The 15923-nt window shown below is 62.8% G+C and carries 14 protein-coding genes; 7 read left to right on the forward strand and 7 right to left on the reverse strand.

The window, feature by feature from the left end:
- Positions 1-31: 31 nt before the first annotated feature.
- A complete protein-coding gene (locus CIT26_RS17995) occupies positions 32-2536 on the reverse strand; it encodes a heavy metal translocating P-type ATPase (protein WP_095493830.1) in 2505 nt (834 codons plus the stop codon).
- Between the two features lie 440 nt (positions 2537-2976).
- Between CIT26_RS17995 and CIT26_RS18005 the strand changes: the two genes are divergently transcribed.
- Together CIT26_RS18005 and murJ are read left to right on the forward strand one after the other, a co-directional pair.
- The gene (locus CIT26_RS18005; protein WP_095493831.1) at positions 2977-5778 is read left to right on the forward strand and encodes a [protein-PII] uridylyltransferase; all 2802 of its coding nucleotides are present in this window, start codon (positions 2977-2979) and stop codon (positions 5776-5778) included.
- Between the two features lie 46 nt (positions 5779-5824).
- Entirely contained in the window at positions 5825-7408 is a 1584-nt protein-coding gene (gene murJ / locus CIT26_RS18010; protein WP_095493832.1) for a murein biosynthesis integral membrane protein MurJ, read from the forward strand.
- On the opposite strand, the gene CIT26_RS18015 is transcribed toward murJ, so the two are convergent.
- Together CIT26_RS18015 and CIT26_RS18020 are read right to left on the reverse strand one after the other, a co-directional pair.
- On the reverse strand, positions 7398-7802 hold the full coding sequence (locus tag CIT26_RS18015; RefSeq protein WP_095493833.1) for a type II toxin-antitoxin system VapC family toxin: 405 nt from the start codon (positions 7800-7802) through the stop codon (positions 7398-7400). The genes murJ and CIT26_RS18015 overlap by 11 nt on opposite strands.
- Positions 7802-8047, reverse strand: a complete 246-nt coding sequence (locus CIT26_RS18020) for a type II toxin-antitoxin system VapB family antitoxin (RefSeq protein WP_095493834.1) — start codon at positions 8045-8047, stop codon at positions 7802-7804. Before CIT26_RS18020 ends, CIT26_RS18015 begins: the two co-directional genes overlap by 1 nt.
- Before the next feature lie 350 nt (positions 8048-8397).
- Between CIT26_RS18020 and trpS the strand changes: the two genes are divergently transcribed.
- The 3 genes from trpS to CIT26_RS18035 all read left to right on the forward strand — a co-directional run bounded on the left by trpS (position 8398) and on the right by CIT26_RS18035 (position 10985).
- A complete protein-coding gene (gene trpS, locus CIT26_RS18025) occupies positions 8398-9510 on the forward strand; it encodes a tryptophan--tRNA ligase (protein ID WP_095493835.1) in 1113 nt (370 codons plus the stop codon).
- 134 nt (positions 9511-9644) lie between these two features.
- Positions 9645-10136, forward strand: a complete 492-nt coding sequence (locus tag CIT26_RS18030; RefSeq protein WP_095493836.1) for a universal stress protein — start codon at positions 9645-9647, stop codon at positions 10134-10136.
- 279 nt (positions 10137-10415) lie between these two features.
- Positions 10416-10985 (forward strand): NifU family protein, encoded by a 570-nt coding sequence (locus tag CIT26_RS18035; protein ID WP_095493837.1) that lies wholly within the window; start codon positions 10416-10418, stop codon positions 10983-10985.
- A 113-nt stretch (positions 10986-11098) separates the two neighbouring features.
- On the opposite strand, the gene CIT26_RS18040 is transcribed toward CIT26_RS18035, so the two are convergent.
- A complete protein-coding gene (locus CIT26_RS18040; protein WP_095494119.1) occupies positions 11099-11716 on the reverse strand; it encodes a L,D-transpeptidase in 618 nt (205 codons plus the stop codon).
- Positions 11717-11942: 226 nt separating this feature from the next.
- Here CIT26_RS18040 and cueR point away from each other — a divergent pair, with 226 nt between their 5' ends.
- Positions 11943-12365 (forward strand): Cu(I)-responsive transcriptional regulator, encoded by a 423-nt coding sequence (gene cueR / locus CIT26_RS18045; RefSeq protein WP_095494120.1) that lies wholly within the window; start codon positions 11943-11945, stop codon positions 12363-12365.
- A gap of 128 nt (positions 12366-12493) precedes the next feature.
- Here cueR and CIT26_RS18050 read toward each other — a convergent pair whose 3' ends face one another.
- Positions 12494-13297: a sulfite exporter TauE/SafE family protein gene (locus tag CIT26_RS18050; protein WP_095493838.1), complete on the reverse strand. Its 804-nt coding sequence runs from the start codon at positions 13295-13297 to the stop codon at positions 12494-12496.
- A 105-nt stretch (positions 13298-13402) separates the two neighbouring features.
- Positions 13403-13636 carry a hypothetical protein gene (locus tag CIT26_RS18055; protein ID WP_095494121.1) on the reverse strand — a complete coding sequence of 78 codons (234 nt, stop codon included), beginning with the start codon at positions 13634-13636 and terminating at the stop codon, positions 13403-13405.
- Positions 13637-13801: 165 nt separating this feature from the next.
- On the opposite strand from CIT26_RS18055, the gene CIT26_RS18060 reads away from it, so the two are divergent.
- Positions 13802-14302, forward strand: a complete 501-nt coding sequence (locus CIT26_RS18060; RefSeq protein WP_095494122.1) for an MmcB family DNA repair protein — start codon at positions 13802-13804, stop codon at positions 14300-14302.
- A gap of 256 nt (positions 14303-14558) precedes the next feature.
- Here the strand turns inward: CIT26_RS18060 and nhaA are convergent, their stop codons facing one another.
- The gene (gene nhaA / locus CIT26_RS18065; protein ID WP_095493839.1) at positions 14559-15755 is read right to left on the reverse strand and encodes a Na+/H+ antiporter NhaA; all 1197 of its coding nucleotides are present in this window, start codon (positions 15753-15755) and stop codon (positions 14559-14561) included.
- Positions 15756-15923: the final 168 nt, after the last annotated feature.

The following is a 15923-nucleotide window of genomic DNA, read 5'->3' on the forward strand; positions in this document are numbered from 1 at the left end:
TTTTGAACGAAATTCTATCTGGGGGCTTGGCTCATAGTTTCAACGTCCTGAGCCGCAACGCGTTGGTGATGACCGAAACCGAGGACAGGCTCATCGCCGCCGCCGCCAGCATCGGCGACAACAGCGCGCCGGTGAGCGGATAGAGCACGCCGGCGGCGACCGGCACGCCGAGCACGTTGTAGAGGAAGGCGAAGAACAGGTTCTGGCGGACGTTGCGGATCGTCGCCTGGGCGAGCGTGCGGGCCCGGACGATGCCGTTGAGGTCGCCCTTGACCAGCGTGATCCCGGCGCTTTCGACCGCGACATCGGCGCCGGTTCCCATGGCGATGCCGACATCGGCGGCGGCCAGCGCCGGCGCGTCGTTGACGCCGTCGCCGGCCATGGCGACGCCCGCGCCCCTGGCGCGCAACTCATCGACCAGCGCGCTTTTCTGTTCCGGCAGCAGGCCGGCACGCACCTCGTCGATGCCGAGTTTGCTTGCGATGGCTTTCGCCGTGCGTTCGTTATCGCCGGTCGCCATGATGATCTTCAGGCCGCGGTCGTGCAGCGCCTTGATCGCCTCTGATGTCGTCGCCTTTATGGGGTCGGCGACGGCGACGATGCCGGCCAATTTGTTGCCGACGGCGACGAACATCGCGGTCTTGCCGTCGGCCTGCAGCGCCTCGGCGCTGGTCGAGATGGATGCGATATCGATGCCGAGATCGGCCATCATCGCCGCGTTGCCGAGCGCGACCTTCTTTCCCGACACCGTGCCGGAAACGCCCTTGCCGGTGACCGCCTCGAAACCGCCGGCGTCGGGAATTTTCACCCCGCGCTCACTGGCACCTTCGACGATCGCCTCGGCCAGCGGATGCTCCGAGCCTTTTTCCAGGCCCGCGGCAAGGGCCAGCAGATCATCTTGCGTCATGCCCTCGGCTGCAACGACGTCGGTCACTCTCGGCCGGCCTTCGGTCAAGGTGCCGGTCTTGTCGACGATCAGCGTGTCGACCGAGGCAAAGCGTTCGAGCGCCTCGGCGTCCTTGATCAGCACGCCGGCATGCGCGCCGCGCCCTGTGGCGGTCATGATCGACATCGGCGTGGCAAGACCCAGCGCACAAGGACAGGCGATGATCAGCACCGAGACCGCCGAGACGATGGCAAAGACCAGGCTGGGTTGCGGCCCGACGATCGCCCAGGCGATGAACGCAACGATCGCAACCACGACGACGGCCGGGACGAAATAGAACGAGACGCGGTCGGCCAGGCCCTGGATCGGTGCGCGCGAACGCTGCGCCTTGGCGACGAGCTCGACGATCCGCGCCAGCGTGGTTTCGGCGCCGATCCTCTCGGCGCGCATGATCAGCGAACCGTTCTTGTTGAGCGTGCCGCCGGTGAGCGGGTCGCCTTCAGTCTTTTCGACCGGCAGCGGCTCGCCTGATAGCATCGATTCGTCGATGGAAGAGCGGCCTTCCAGCACGATGCCATCGACCGGCACGGCGTCGCCGGGACGGATGCGCAGGCGATCGCCGGCCTTGACGGTGTCGAGCGGCACGTCGTTTTCGGAACCGTCCTGACCAACCAGCCGCGCCGTCTTCGGCGCGAGGTCGAGCAGCGCGCGGATCGCCGAGCCGGTTTTTTCACGGGCGCGCAATTCCAGCACCTGGCCGAGGAAAACCAGCGCAACGATGACGGCGGCCGCCTCGAAATAGACCGGCACCGTGCCCTCATGACCGCGGAACTGGTGCGGGAATATATCCGGGAACAGCGTGGCGACGACGCTGTAGAGATAGGCCGCACCAACACCAAGCGAAATCAACGTCCACATGTTTGGGCTGCGGTTGAGAACCGAATCCCAGCCGCGGTGGAAGAAGGGAAAAGCGGCCCACAATACAACCGGGCTCGCCAGCGCCAATTCCACCCAGATCTTCGCCGAATCCTCGATGAAGGCGCTGACCGTCATGCCAAGCATCGGCGCCATCGCGAATATCAGCAATGGCACGGACAATACGGCACTCACCCAGAAGCGCCTGGTGAAATCGACCAGTTCCGGGTTCGGCCCCTCATCGCCGGTCGGCACGCCCATTGGTTCCAGGGCCATGCCGCAGATTGGGCAGGCGCCTGGCTTGTCGCGGACGATTTCCGGATGCATCGGGCAGGTGTATTGCGTGCCTTTCGGCATCGGCTGCGGCTCCGACCTGTCGCCAAGATACTTTGCCGGCTCTGCCTCGAATTTCACCTTGCAGCCGGCCGAGCAGAAATAGAAGCCCTGGCCTTCATGCCGGGCAAAGTGCTTCGCGGTGGCACGGTCGACACGCATGCCGCAGACCGGGTCGGTGGCGGTAAGGTAGTTTCCAGGCCCGGCCGTGAATTTCGAACGGCAGCGCTCGCTGCAGAAGTGATAGATATGGCCGCCATGCTCGGCTGTGGGCTTGCCGGCGGCCGGATCGACGGTCATGCCGCAGACCGGGTCGCGAGTAACGGCGTCCGCGACGGACGGAGCAGCTTTCGCCGAGCAGCAGCCGCCATGCGCGTGATGGTCGTGGTCAGAATGGGTCATGCGGAAAGGCCTCTCTGTCTCGATCTTGAAACGGAGGTAGTGCTTCCAGTGACTGGAAGGTCAAGGGCCAATTTCGACTGGACGGCCTGGGCGGAAAAATCCGCATCCAAACCGCACCCCATGCTACGGGCGCTGCCACTTTTGGGCTTGGCAACATCGTCCAGCAAGACCATCTATCAGCCTGTTCCGGCGCTGTGCGTCCAGGATCAGTTCCTGGGCGGCAAGGCGATCGGATTGCCAAGCCTGCTCAACTCGGAGCGGAGCGACCGGTGGGTTGCAATCGGCATGGTCAAAAGGCACAAGAAGACGGCATCTGCCGGCGGCGGCAGGAGGCGATCATCGCGTTGGACTACCGTGGAGAGCGTGTCCGTCCGCCCCATACCCAGCGCCGCGAAAACGCGCTATAGACGCCGCCGAAACGGCGAGGCCGAACGGCACTTATGGCAAAAATCTCTCTAAAGCTCGATGAACTGATCGACGGCGAAGCCTTGCGCCGCGAGATGACCGAGTTGACCGCGGCCGCGGCAGGCGACGGCTCCGACAAGGCTGTGCGCACCGGTGTTCTCCAGCTTCTCAAGGGCAGGCTAGCCGCTGGCCGCAGGATCGCCGAAGGCATGCTGATGGACGATGGCAGCGGCACCGCCTGCGCCGCCCGGCTGTCGCATCTCATGGACGAGATCATCCGCGCGCTCTACGATTTCGCCGCCACCCATGTCTATCGCGTCAAAAACCCGTCATCGGCCGAACGCATGGCCGTTGTCGCGGTCGGCGGCTATGGCCGCGGCACGCTGGCGCCGGGGTCCGACATCGATCTCCTCTTCCTGCTGCCCTACAAGCAGACGCCATGGGGCGAGCAGATCGTCGAATACATGCTCTACATGCTGTGGGATCTGGGGCTGAAGGTCGGCCACGCCACGCGCAACATCGACGAATGCCTGCGGCTGTCGCGCACTGACATCACCATCCGCACCTCGATCCTGGAGGCGCGTTTCCTGTGGGGCGAGCAGAAGCTCTATGACGAGCTCTTGCAGCGTTTCGACCGCGAGGTGGTGCGCACGACCGGGCCCGAATATGTGCAGGCCAAGCTTTCCGAACGCGACGAACGCCATGCCAAGGCAGGCGAAAGCCGCTATCTGGTCGAACCCAACGTCAAGGACGGCAAGGGCGGCCTGCGCGACCTGCAGACCTTGTTCTGGATCGGCAAGTATTTCTACCGGGTGCGCACCGGCGAAGAGCTGGTCGACAAGGGCGTCTTCACCGGCACCGAATACCGGGAGTTCCAGAAGGCCGAGGATTTCCTGTGGGCGGTGCGCTGCCACATGCATTTCCTCACCGGCAAGGCCGAGGAACGGCTGCATTTCGACATCCAGCGCGAGATCGCCGAGCGGCTGGGCTACACCACACATCCGGGCCTGTCGGCGGTCGAGCGCTTCATGAAGCATTACTTCCTCGTCGCCAAGGATGTCGGAGATCTGACCCGCATCTTCTGCGCTGCGCTCGAGGAAGAGCAGGCCAAGCATGTGCCGGGCTTCAACCGTATCTTCCTCACCTTCTCGCGCCGCAAGCGCAAGCTTGCCGGAACGTCCGATTTCATTATCGACAACCATCGCATCAACATCGCCGACGACCTGGTGTTCGAGCGCGATCCGGTCAATCTCTTGAGGCTGTTCTGGTTCGCCGACAAGCACGGGCTGGAATTTCACCCCGATGCGCTGAAGCTGCTGACCCGTTCGCTCGGCCTCGTCGGCAAGGCGCTCAGGCGCGACGAGGAAGCCAACCGGCTGTTCCTCGACATATTGACGGCGGACCGCAATGCCGAACTCAATCTCAGGCGCATGAACGAGGCGGGACTGCTGGCAAAGCTGATCCCGGATTTCGGCAAGATCGTCGCCATGATGCAGTTCTCGATGTATCACCACTATACGGTGGACGAGCACCTGATCCGCTGCATCGGCGTGCTGGCCGAGATCGAGCGTGGCGACGGTGAAAAGATCCACCCGCTTGCCCACACGCTGATGCCGGGGCTGAAGAAAAGCCGCGAGGCGCTCTACGTCGCGGTGCTTTTGCACGACATCGCCAAGGGACGGGCCGACGATCATTCCGAAGCGGGTGCCCGGATCGCGCGGCGGATCTGCCCGCATATGGGCCTGTCGGCGGCCGACACCGAAACGGTTGCTTGGCTGGTCGAGAACCATCTCGTCATGTCGATGACGGCGCAGACCCGCGATCTCAACGATCGCAAGACGATCGAGGATTTCGCCGCGATCGTGCAGTCGGTCGAACGGCTGAAGCTACTGCTCGTCCTCACCATCTGCGACATCAGGGGCGTCGGGCCTGGCGTCTGGAATGGCTGGAAGGGGCAGTTGCTGCGCACGCTCTACTACGAGACCGAATTGCTGTTGACCGGCGGGTTTTCGGAAGTGTCGCGTGCCAAGCGAACGGCTGCGGCACGCGAGCGGCTGGCCGAGGCGCTTGCCGATTGGCCCGAAAAAGCCCGCAAGCGCTATGTCAGCCTGCATTACGAGAACTATCTGCTGACGGTCGATCTCGCCGACCAGCTTCGCCACGCCGAATTCATCCGCGAGGCGGATGCGGCGGGCAAGAAGCTCGCCACGATGATCAAGACCCATCAGTTCGAGGCGGTGACCGAGATCACCGTGCTGGCGCAGGACCATCCGCGCCTGCTGTCGGTCATTGCCGGCGCTTGTGTGGCGGCCGGCGGCAACATCGTCGATGCGCAGATCTTCACCACCGCCGATGGCCGCGCGCTGGACACCATCCTGATCTCGAGGGAGTTCGACCGCGACGAGGACGAGCGCCGCCGCGCCGAGCGCGTCGGCCGCCTGATCGAGGATGTGCTGTCGGGCAAGAGCTGGCTGCCGGAGATGATCGAAAAGCGGACCAAGCCGCGGCGCGGCGCGAAGGTCTTCCGCATCCCGCCGCGCGCCGAAATCCGCAACACGCTGTCGAACCGGTTCTCGGTGATCGAGGTCGAGGGGCTGGACCGGCCGGGCCTGCTGTCAGAGATCACCGGGGCGTTGTCCGACCTGTCGCTCGACATCGCGTCGGCACACATCACCACCTTCGGCGAAAAGGTCATCGACACCTTCTATGTCACCGACTTGACCGGCCAGAAGGTCGACAGTCCGACGCGCATGGCGGCCATCCAAAACAGGCTGATCGCGGTCCTCGAAGGCACCGTGCCCGAGCGCGGCGGCAAGGCCAAGGCCGCGGCCGAGTGACAACCACCATTTATTTGTCCCAATCCTGCAGGCAGTCTCCAGACGCATGAGCCTTGTCAAAAAGTTCGCGACGGTCGCTTCGGGCACGCTGATGAGCCGTGCGCTCGGCTTCGGCCGTGAGATGCTGATGGCGGCCGCACTCGGCACCGGGCCGATCGCCGACGCCTTCAACGCCGCCTTTCAGTTCCCCAACACCTTCCGCCGGCTGTTTGCCGAAGGCGCGTTCAATGCCGCCTTCGTGCCGCTGTTCGCCAAGGAGATCGAGACCCACGGCACCGACGGCGCCAAGCGCTTTTCGGAAGAGGTGTTCGGGGTGCTGTTCACGGCGCTGCTGGCGCTGACCATCGCCATGGAACTGGCGATGCCGCTGATCGTGCGCTATCTGGTGGCGCCGGGCTTTGCCGACACGCCGGGAAAGTTCGAAATGACGGTCCGGCTTGCGACCATCATGTTTCCCTACCTGATCTGCATGTCGCTCGGCGCCATGATGGCCGGCATGCTGAATTCGCTGCGCCGCTATTTCGCCGCCGCGGTGGCGCCAGTGTTCCTCAACATCATCCTGATCGGCGTGCTCGCCTATGCCTGGCACAAGGGATCGGACGCACGCACCGTCGGCTTCACGCTGGCCTGGGGCGTGCTGGCGGCGGGGCTGGTGCAGTTGGCGATCGTCTGGGTGGCGGTGCGCCACGCCGGCATCTCGATCGGCTTTCGCCGGCCAAAGATGACGCCCAGCGTCAAGCGGCTGCTGATCCTGGCGCTGCCGGCGGCAATCACCGGCGGCATTACCCAGATCAACCAGCTGATCGGCACGGCGATCGCCTCGGCGCAGGACAGTGCGGTGTCGTCGCTCGCCTATGCCGACCGCATCTACCAGCTGCCGCTCGGTGTCGTCGGCGTCGCCGTCGCCATCGTGCTTCTGCCCGAACTGTCGCGGGCGCTGAAGTCAGGCAATCTGATCGAGGCGGCCAGTCTGCAGAACCGGTCGGTGGAGTTCACGCTGTTCCTGACCTTGCCGGCGGCGGCGGCACTGCTGGTCATGTCGGAGCCGATCGTGGGGCTGGTCTATGAACGCGGGGCATTTGCCGCCAACAACTCGACGCCGATCGTGGCGGCAATCCTGGCGATCTTCGGCTTGGGTTTGCCGGCCTTCGTGCTGATCAAGGCGTTCACCCCCGGCTATTTCGCCCGCGAGGACACGCGCACGCCGATGATCTTCGCCGCCATCTCGGTGGCTGTGAACATCACCACCGCGCTGACGCTGTTTCCGTCGATGGGCGCGCCGGGCATCGCCGTCGCCTCGGCTGTCGCCGGCTGGGCCAATGCGCTGATGCTGCTCGGCGTGCTGATCCGGCGCGGCCATTGGGGCCGTGACGTGCCGCTCATGAGACGCATCCCACGGCTGGTGCTGTCGGCGGCGGTGATGGGGGCGGCGCTCTATGTTGCCGAGCACTGGTTTGCCGTCCAACTTGCCTCGGGCTCGCCGCTGGCAATCAAGGCTACGACGCTTCTCGCGCTGGTAGCCGGCGGGGCGTTGCTTTATTTCATCACCGCCTTCGCCACCGGCGGCGCCGATTTCGGCATGATCCGGCGCAATATCAGGCGGAAGGGCTCCCCTTCGATTAGGGAATAGTCTCCAGATCCGTAAACCGGAACTCGTCCGCCGTCGAAAGCATCGGAACGGCGTAGTGGCGCGCGCAAGCGTAGTGAAAGCAATCCGCAAGGTTGAGGCGATTTGGCCCGGATCGAAATCGCATGGCTGCATCCAACGACAGCGAGACTGCGGCTGACGGATCGGGCAGGTCACGAACCGCGATATCTCGTTGCTCCAGGAATGCGATGACCAGACGCCTGCTGTCGTCGAGGGAAATCGCGAACTTGTCCGGGCGCGCAAGAGCCACCGCCGCTTCCCATACGGCTATCGCGGACGTGAACCGTTCTGCAGCTGTAACCACGGCGTCGGAGCAGCGTTCAGCTTCGTTCTCATCGCTCAGGATGGCGATTATCGCGGCCGCATCGATGAACATCAGCTCTCCCCGGACATTTCATCGAAGACCGAGCGAGGGAGAGGCCTGCGCGCCTTGTCGTTCAGCTTGATGCCGATTTCCGCGCGAAGACGGGCGGCAGTTTGGCGAGGCGTCTCGCGGTTGCGCCGGCGCTCCAGAGCTTCACGCATGGCGATCACAATCGCCTCGGTGATGCCGACGCCCTCGAGCTTGGCGAAAGCACGCGTCAGATTGTCCGCCTCCTTGTTGTTGATATTGATCGTCATCGGTTTTGCCTCATTGGTGTAGGTGACATTATGTAGCTATCTACATTGCCTCGTCAACGTCGGGCGAAACGGATGCCTCGGCGCTAAGTCAATTTTGTTCTCGCTTTGTGCCGGCAGTTATGCTATCAACCTCGTCACGGTGCTGATTTGCGCCGACGACCCGCCGCAAGGCGGGCTTTTGTTTCTGGTCGGCGCTATCCTCCCTCTTGCGGCGCCTTACTCAGCCGAGGCCAGGCGCTGCGCCGCCCATCCTACAGCCTCTTGATCCGCTCCCCGCTCTCGTTCATAAGCGCGCCGTCGAAAGACTTTCGCCGCGCGCGAAACGGCCCTCCACAAGCCAGGGAAATCCCATGACTGACTCCAATCAGCCCGTCTTCAATCAGCCTGCCTTCAATCAGCCTGCCTTCAAGCCACTCGTCTTTTCCGGCGTCCAGCCGACCGGCAATCTGCATCTCGGCAATTATCTCGGCGCCATCAAGAAATTCGTCGCCCTGCAGGACACCTCCGATTGCATCTATTGCGTCGTCGACCTGCATTCGCTGACCGCGCAGCTCGTCCATGACGATCTCAGGGACCAGACGCGCTCGATCACCGCAGCGTTTCTCGCCTCCGGCATCGACCCGAAGAAGCACATCGTCTTCAACCAGTCGCGGGTCATGCAGCACGCCGAGCTCGCCTGGATCTTCAACTGCGTCGCCCGCATCGGCTGGATGAACCGGATGACGCAGTTCAAGGACAAGGCCGGCAAGGATCGCGAGAACGCCTCGCTTGGGCTGCTTGCCTATCCGAGCCTGATGGCGGCCGATATTCTCGTCTATCGCGCCACCCATGTGCCGGTCGGCGATGACCAGAAGCAGCATCTGGAGCTGACACGCGACATCGCGCAAAAATTCAACAACGACTTTTCGGACCGCATCGCCGGCCTTGGCGTCGGCGTCGAGATGAAGGTCGGCGAGGAGACGGTCAACGGCTATTTCCCGCTGACCGAACCGATCATCGGCGGACCGGCGGCGCGCATCATGTCGCTGCGCGACGGCTCGAAGAAGATGTCGAAGTCGGACCCGTCGGACCTGTCGCGCATCAACCTGACCGACGATGCCGACACCATCTCGAAGAAGATCCGCAAGGCCAAGACCGACCCCGAGGCGCTGCCCGGGGAATTGGACGGCCTGGCCGGCCGGCCGGAAGCCGAAAACCTCGTCGGCATCTATGCAGGTCTTGCCGAGATATCGAAGGAGGCGGTGCTGAAAGAGTTCGGTGGCCAGCAATTTTCGGTGTTCAAGCCGGCGCTGGCCGACCTTGCCGTGGAAAAGCTGGCGCCGGTCGCCATTGAAATGCGCCGCATTTCCGATGACCGCGCCTTTGTCGACGCGGTGCTCAGGGATGGCGGCGAGCGGGCCGGCGCCTTGGCCGAGGCGACGATGAAGACCGTGCGCGACATCATCGGCCTGCTGCAAAGCTGAACCTTAAAGCGCCGCGCGTCCATTTGGACGCGCAAGGACGTTCCAACGCACCCGACATCGCTACATCCGCCGGTCGCTTGCGGCCGGGCTGTGGCGGTGGCAGATTGCGACCGAAACCATCGAACAGGGTGAATATGGTCTCCAAACGCCTCAGCCGAGAAGCCGGCCATCGCCGCAAGTTCCTGGCGATCATCGACGACACGCCCGAATGCGAGCGGGCCGTCGTCTACGCCTCGAAACGCGCGCAGAGCACCAACGGCGTGCTGGTGCTGCTCTATGTGATCGAGCCCGACGATTTCCAGCATTGGCTGGGTGTCGAGAAGATCATGCGCGAGGAGGCCACCGCCACCGCGCGGGCGGCGCTTGATGCGTACGCGAACAAGGTGCGCCAGAAACTCGGAATCGAGCCGGAACTGGTGGTGCGCGAAGGCAAGCCGACCGAAGAGATCCACAAATTGATCGAGGAAGACCAGGATATTGCCATCCTCGTGCTGGCGGCTGGCGCCGGCAAGGAGGGGCCGGGTCCGCTGGTCGGCGCGGTCGCCGGCAAGGGCGCCGCCTTCCCGATCCCGGTGACGGTGGTGCCGCAGAACCTGTCCGACGAAGAAATCGACAGCCTGGCCTAAGGTAAGTTGATATTCAGGTGATGCCGGCCTGCGAACTGCGGTTTCCTGCGCTTCCGGTGCTCACGTACCCAAAAGTATGCTCCGCTCCGGTTCTCGGAAACCGTCATTTTCGGCGCGGCCTGACCTGAATCTCAACACACCTCAAAGTATGTTGCAGAAGACCGCAAAAACATTCTCCCAGCCAGCCGTTCCGGCGATAGCTTTCGCTTGAATGTCCTGCCGATAAGGCCTATTTAGAATTATTCCAAACTATCTGCCCGAATGGGCACGGAGACATCTATGTTCATCCAGACCGAATCGACGCCAAATCCGGCGACATTGAAGTTCCTGCCCGGCAAGGAAGTGCTTGTCGAAGGCACCGCCGATTTCCGCGATGCCGACAGCGCCGCTACGGCTTCGCCGCTGGCCGGCCGGCTGTTCGAGATCCCCGGCGTCACCGGCGTCTTCTTCGGCTATGATTTCGTCACCGTGACCAAGGACGGCCCCGACTGGCAGCATCTGAAGCCGGCGATCCTCGGCGCCATCATGGAACACTTCATGTCCGGCGCGCCGGTGATGGCCAAGGCCGGCCCCGCCGCCGAGACCAGCCAGACCGGCGAATTCTACGACAAGGCCGACGAGGAACTGGTCATCACCATCAAGGAACTGCTCGACACTCGGGTGCGCCCGGCCGTCGCCCAGGACGGTGGCGACATCACCTTCCGCGGCTTCGAGAACGGCACCGTGTTCCTGCACATGAAGGGCGCCTGCGCCGGCTGCCCGTCATCGACGGCGACGCTGAAGCACGGCATCCAGAACCTGCTCCGGCATTTTGTGCCCGAGGTGCAGCAGGTCGAACAGGTCTCTTAAAGCGCCAAAAAACGTCAATTCGCCTTTCGCGATAACAAAAAACCGGGCCAAAGTGCCCGGTTTTCTGTCTGCGACGTCCATTTGTTGCCTAGACGGTCCGCGTATGAAAGTTTTTATAAGACGATGACTTTGGCGCCGACGGAGGTGCGGTCGTAAAGGTCGATGATATCCTGGTTCATCAGGCGGATGCAGCCCGACGACATCGCCTTGCCGATCGAGTTCCACTCCGGGCTGCCATGCAGGCGGTAGCCCGAATCGCCGCCCTTGTTGAACAGATACAGGGCGCGCGCGCCGAGTGGGTTCGTCAATCCGGGATCCATGCCGCCGGCAAATTTTGCGAGTTCCGGCTGGCGCTTGATCATCGCCGAAGGCGGCGTCCAGGTCGGCCATTCGCGCTTCACCGCGATACGGGCGGTGCCGCGCCATTCAAAACCCTCGCGACCGACGCCGATGCCGTAACGCATCGCCTCGCCGCCGCCCATGACGTAATAGAGAAACTTGTTCTGCGTATCGACGACGATGGTGCCCGGCTTTTCATCGGTGTCGTAGCTAACGACCTGCCGGCGGTACTTGAACGGCACCTTTTCGATCGGAATGCGCGGCAGTTGATAGCCCGCATCGGTCATCGGGCCATAGTTGTTGGTGAAGATCTGCGAGCCGATGGTGCTGCAACCAGCAATAGCCGTCGACAGCGCAAGTGCCGCGACGATTGCGAATGACTTCATGCGCATGAAAAGGTCCGATGCCCCGCCCAAAAGATAGCGGCACGAGACGGCCGCTTTGTCGCCATCATTCATGCTGGCATTTGCTTTGCTTGCCAAGCGCGCGATGCCTATATGCGCAGGCTTACATGCCGGTAAGTCCGCAACTGTGGCTTTTCGGCAACGGCCTTCATAAGATTATGTAGGAAATTCAATGGGGCGGTCCGCCAGCCCGCCAGAAGTCGAGGAACTCATCATGAATGTCGGAGATGCCGCCCACCGTTCCGGCCTGCCGGCCAAGACCATTCGCTACTATGAGGAGATCGGCCTGATCCGTCCCGCACGCGCCGGCAACGGCTACCGCGACTATTCGGGCGACGACATCCACCGGCTGACGTTTTTGCGCCGCGCGCGCAATCTCGGCTTTTCGATCGACGACTGCCGCCAGCTGATGGCGCTCTACCACGACCACAGCCGCGCCAGCCACGACGTGCGCGAGATCGCCGCCGCGCATGTAACGGCAATCGAGGAGAAGGTGCGCGAGCTGCAGTCGATGCGTTCGACCTTGCAGAAGCTGATCCATGCCTGCCACGGCGATGACAGGCCGGACTGCCCGATTTTGGATGATATTGCGGGGGCTGCACTGCCAGGTGATAAAGTCGGTTCCGCACAGATGTGAAGGTTGCGCGGCGCTGCGCCAAGGCGTGCCGGTTGCGATCGAGATGGCGGACGCGGACGGAAGGGCCTGACCTTTCAAAGGGTAATCGCCGCAGACAGACTACGCCGTCAGCGCGAAGGGACCAAGCGCTAGCTCCGGTGGGGCTGTTCGTGCCGCCATATCTTGTAGGCTGAGATCACCAGAATTGCCGCCAGCAGCGGGAGCAGGATTCGCTCGGGGATGACTCCAAGCAACCGCCCACCGATATATGTCCCGACAATCGAACCGGCAGCCATGGCCAGCAAGAACGCCTTGTTCCTGCCGATGACCGAAAAGCTTTGGTCGCGGCTGTAGCGCGTGAAGCCGACCAGCATCGTCGGCAGGCTTACCGCCAGCGACAGAGAGCCCGCCAGCTTGATGTCGGCACCGTACACAAGGACAAGTGTCGGGATGAGCAGTTCACCGCCTGCCACGCCGAGCAGGGATGCCACGACGCCGATGGCAAATCCTGCAATGATCCCGGCAACGATCAATGCGGCTCCAGTGACCGATTGCAATCCTGCAGCATCAGGATCACGGCCGAAAACCAGGACAATCGCGACAAGGATCAGCAACGCGGCTATCACCTTGTGAAGCGTTGCGGAGTTGAGGCGCGTTGCCCATCCTGCCCCAAACCAAGCGCCTAGAAGACTACCAGCCAAGAGATTGACTATGATCGGCCATTGTGCGGCTACCGAGTCTAGCGGCACCGTGGTGGCCCGGAATGGCAGCGCTGTAGCGACGACAACCAAGCTGGCGGCCTTATTCAAAATCACGGCTTCAAGGGCGGCAAATCGAAACAAACCGATCAGGAACGGCAGACGAAACTCTGCACCGCCAAGGCCGATCAAGCCGCCAAGCGAACCAACACCAGTTCCAACTGCAAATGCACCAAGGCCACGACGCTCAATCATTGAACCGATATGCCGTGGCGAGACCGGGAATGCTAGCCGTTTTCCAGGTTGGGGTTGGTCAGCTATGCAAGGCAGGGTCAACGGCTGATGAAGCTACAGTGCCGATCAAGAGGAGCCGTCGACCCGCTCGGCAATGGCGAATGCCTGTAGGTTCCTTGCCTTGCCGTGGTCTTCTTCGGCGTTGGCGATAATCGAGAAGAACGCCGCACGGGCGATGTCCTTCTTTGACGCGTTCGGGTGTTCCTTCCTGGCCGCTTTGATCAATTGCTTGGGTGCCATGTCAGGCGTCACGACCCGCATCAGGGTGTCGGCAATCGTCTGCATCTCGTCCGCATTCATCATCCACACTCCTTAGAGCCACCCGCATTCGCACAGTATCTCATATTCCTAATGTGTGGGAACGTCCGTTTGGGAACCAACCGAGATTGCCCGTAAAAATCCATACCGATGTGCATCAAAAAAAGCTGGGTTCAAACCGTGAACAAAATCTGGCATGGTGCGGCCATGCCAATCATCTCGCCTTTACCCCTCAATCCCCTGAACGACGGTCGCCAGTCGGAACGCGCCATGCTGGTCAGGCGCGGCGTGCAGCGGCTGCTCAAGGAAATGGGCGCGCATGTACTGCCCGAACTGTCGCTGGCGACCGGGCGCCGCGCCGACCTCGTCGCGCTGACCCGGCAGGGCGACATCTGGATCATCGAGATCAAATCCTCGATCGAGGATTTCAGGGTCGACCGCAAATGGCCGGACTACCGGCTGCATTCCGACCGATTCTTCTTCGCCACGCATCCCGGCGTGCCCTCGGAGATCTTTCCGCAGGAATGCGGTTTTATCCTTTCCGACGGCTACGGCGCCGAAATCCTGCGCGATGCGCCCGAGCACCGCATGGCGGCGGCGACGCGCAAGGCGCTGATGCTGAGGATCGCGCGGACCGGTGCATCGCGGCTGCTCGCGGCGGAACTCGCCGGTGTGGCGGTGCCAGCGCTGGAAGGCGAGAGCGAGTAGAGGTGTTTTGGATCTCCTTGTAACCTTCGACGTTTGCGCCGCCCCTCATCTGCCTGCCGGCATCTTCTCCCCGTATAGTGACGGGGAGAAGGGGCTGGCCGTAACCTCGGCAGACTTTCCGCAACGCTGGAGATTGGCGAAATCCTTTGCGAAGCGTCTTTCTCCCCGTCACTAAACGGGGAGAAATGCCCGGCAGGGCAATGAGGGGCGGCGCGACGTTTGTCGGCTGCCTCCAAACGGTGCTAATCGACCAGCTCTACTCTTCGTCCTCGTCCGCCCCATTCGCAGCCGGCGCCATCAGCAGCACGGCGGCGCCGAGGATCGCGGCGATGAAAGATCCGGCAAGGATGCCGACCTTGACCGCGTCCTGCAGCTCGACATTGCTGGCGAAGGCGAGCAGGCCGATGAACAGGCTCATGGTGAAGCCGATACCGCAGAGCAGCGAAATGCCGATCATGTGCAGCCAGCCGGCATTGACCGGCAGGTCGGCAAAGCCGAGCCGGATGGCAAGCGCGGAAGAACCGAACACGCCGACTAGTTTGCCGGCGACGAGGCCGGCGGCGACGCCCAGCGTCAGCGGCTCGATCAGGGTGGCTGGGCTCAGGCCGGCGAGCGAAACGCCGGCATTGGCGAAGCCGAAGATCGGGACGACGACGAAGGGCACTATTCTGTGCAGACCGTGCTCGAGCCGATGCAGCGGCGAATGGTCTGAATCTTGGCTGATGCCGGGGGTGATTTTCAAAGGTATGGTCAGGGCCAGCGCCACGCCGGCGAGCGTGGCGTGGACGCCCGATTTCAGCACCAGCACCCACAGGACGACACCAAGCAACAGATAGGGCAGCAGCGTCAGCACCTTCATGCGGTTGAGAACGACGAGCAGAGCGATGACGGCGAAGGCAGCGCCGAGATAGGCGAGCGACAGGCCGCTCGTGTAGAACATCGCGATGATGATCACCGCGCCAAGGTCGTCGATGATGGCGAGCGCGGTGAGGAATACCTTCAGCGACCCCGGCACGCGGCTGCCGAGCAGCGACAGCACGCCAAGCGCAAACGCGATGTCGGTGGCGGTCGGGATCGCCCAGCCGGACAGAGCGGCTGGATTGTCGCGGTTGATGGCGACATAGACAAGTGCCGGCACCAGCATGCCGCCGGCAGCGGCGATGCCGGGCAGGGCGCGCCGCGGCCAAGTCGAGAGCTGGCCGTCCAGCATCTCGCGCTTGATCTCCAGGCCGACGAGCAGGAAGAACACGGCCATCAGGCCGTCATTGATCCAGTGCGATACGCTGAGTGGTCCCAGATAGGCGTGAAGGACATCGAAATAGGTTTCGGCCAGCGGCGAATTGGCGACTACCAGCGCCAATGCCGCGGCTGCCATCAGGACGATGCCGCCTGCCGCCTCGCTGGCTAGGAATTCGCGAAAAATGGAGATCGGCCGCGGCTTCTGGTCCTGCATGTCGTCTCCGTCCTATCGGCCGGCAGGGGCCGGTGTCGCCTCGTGCGATGATGCGCAACCGCCGATGGCAGGGCAAGTCTCTACAGCGCCGCGCAACCTTTGGGGCGCGCAAAGGATGCTGTAGCACTTTGATTTTGCTCATGATCCCCAGCGAAAACCGATTCCGGT

The sequence above is a fragment of the Mesorhizobium temperatum genome, assembly GCF_002284575.1.
GTDB lineage: Bacteria > Pseudomonadota > Alphaproteobacteria > Rhizobiales > Rhizobiaceae > Mesorhizobium > Mesorhizobium temperatum.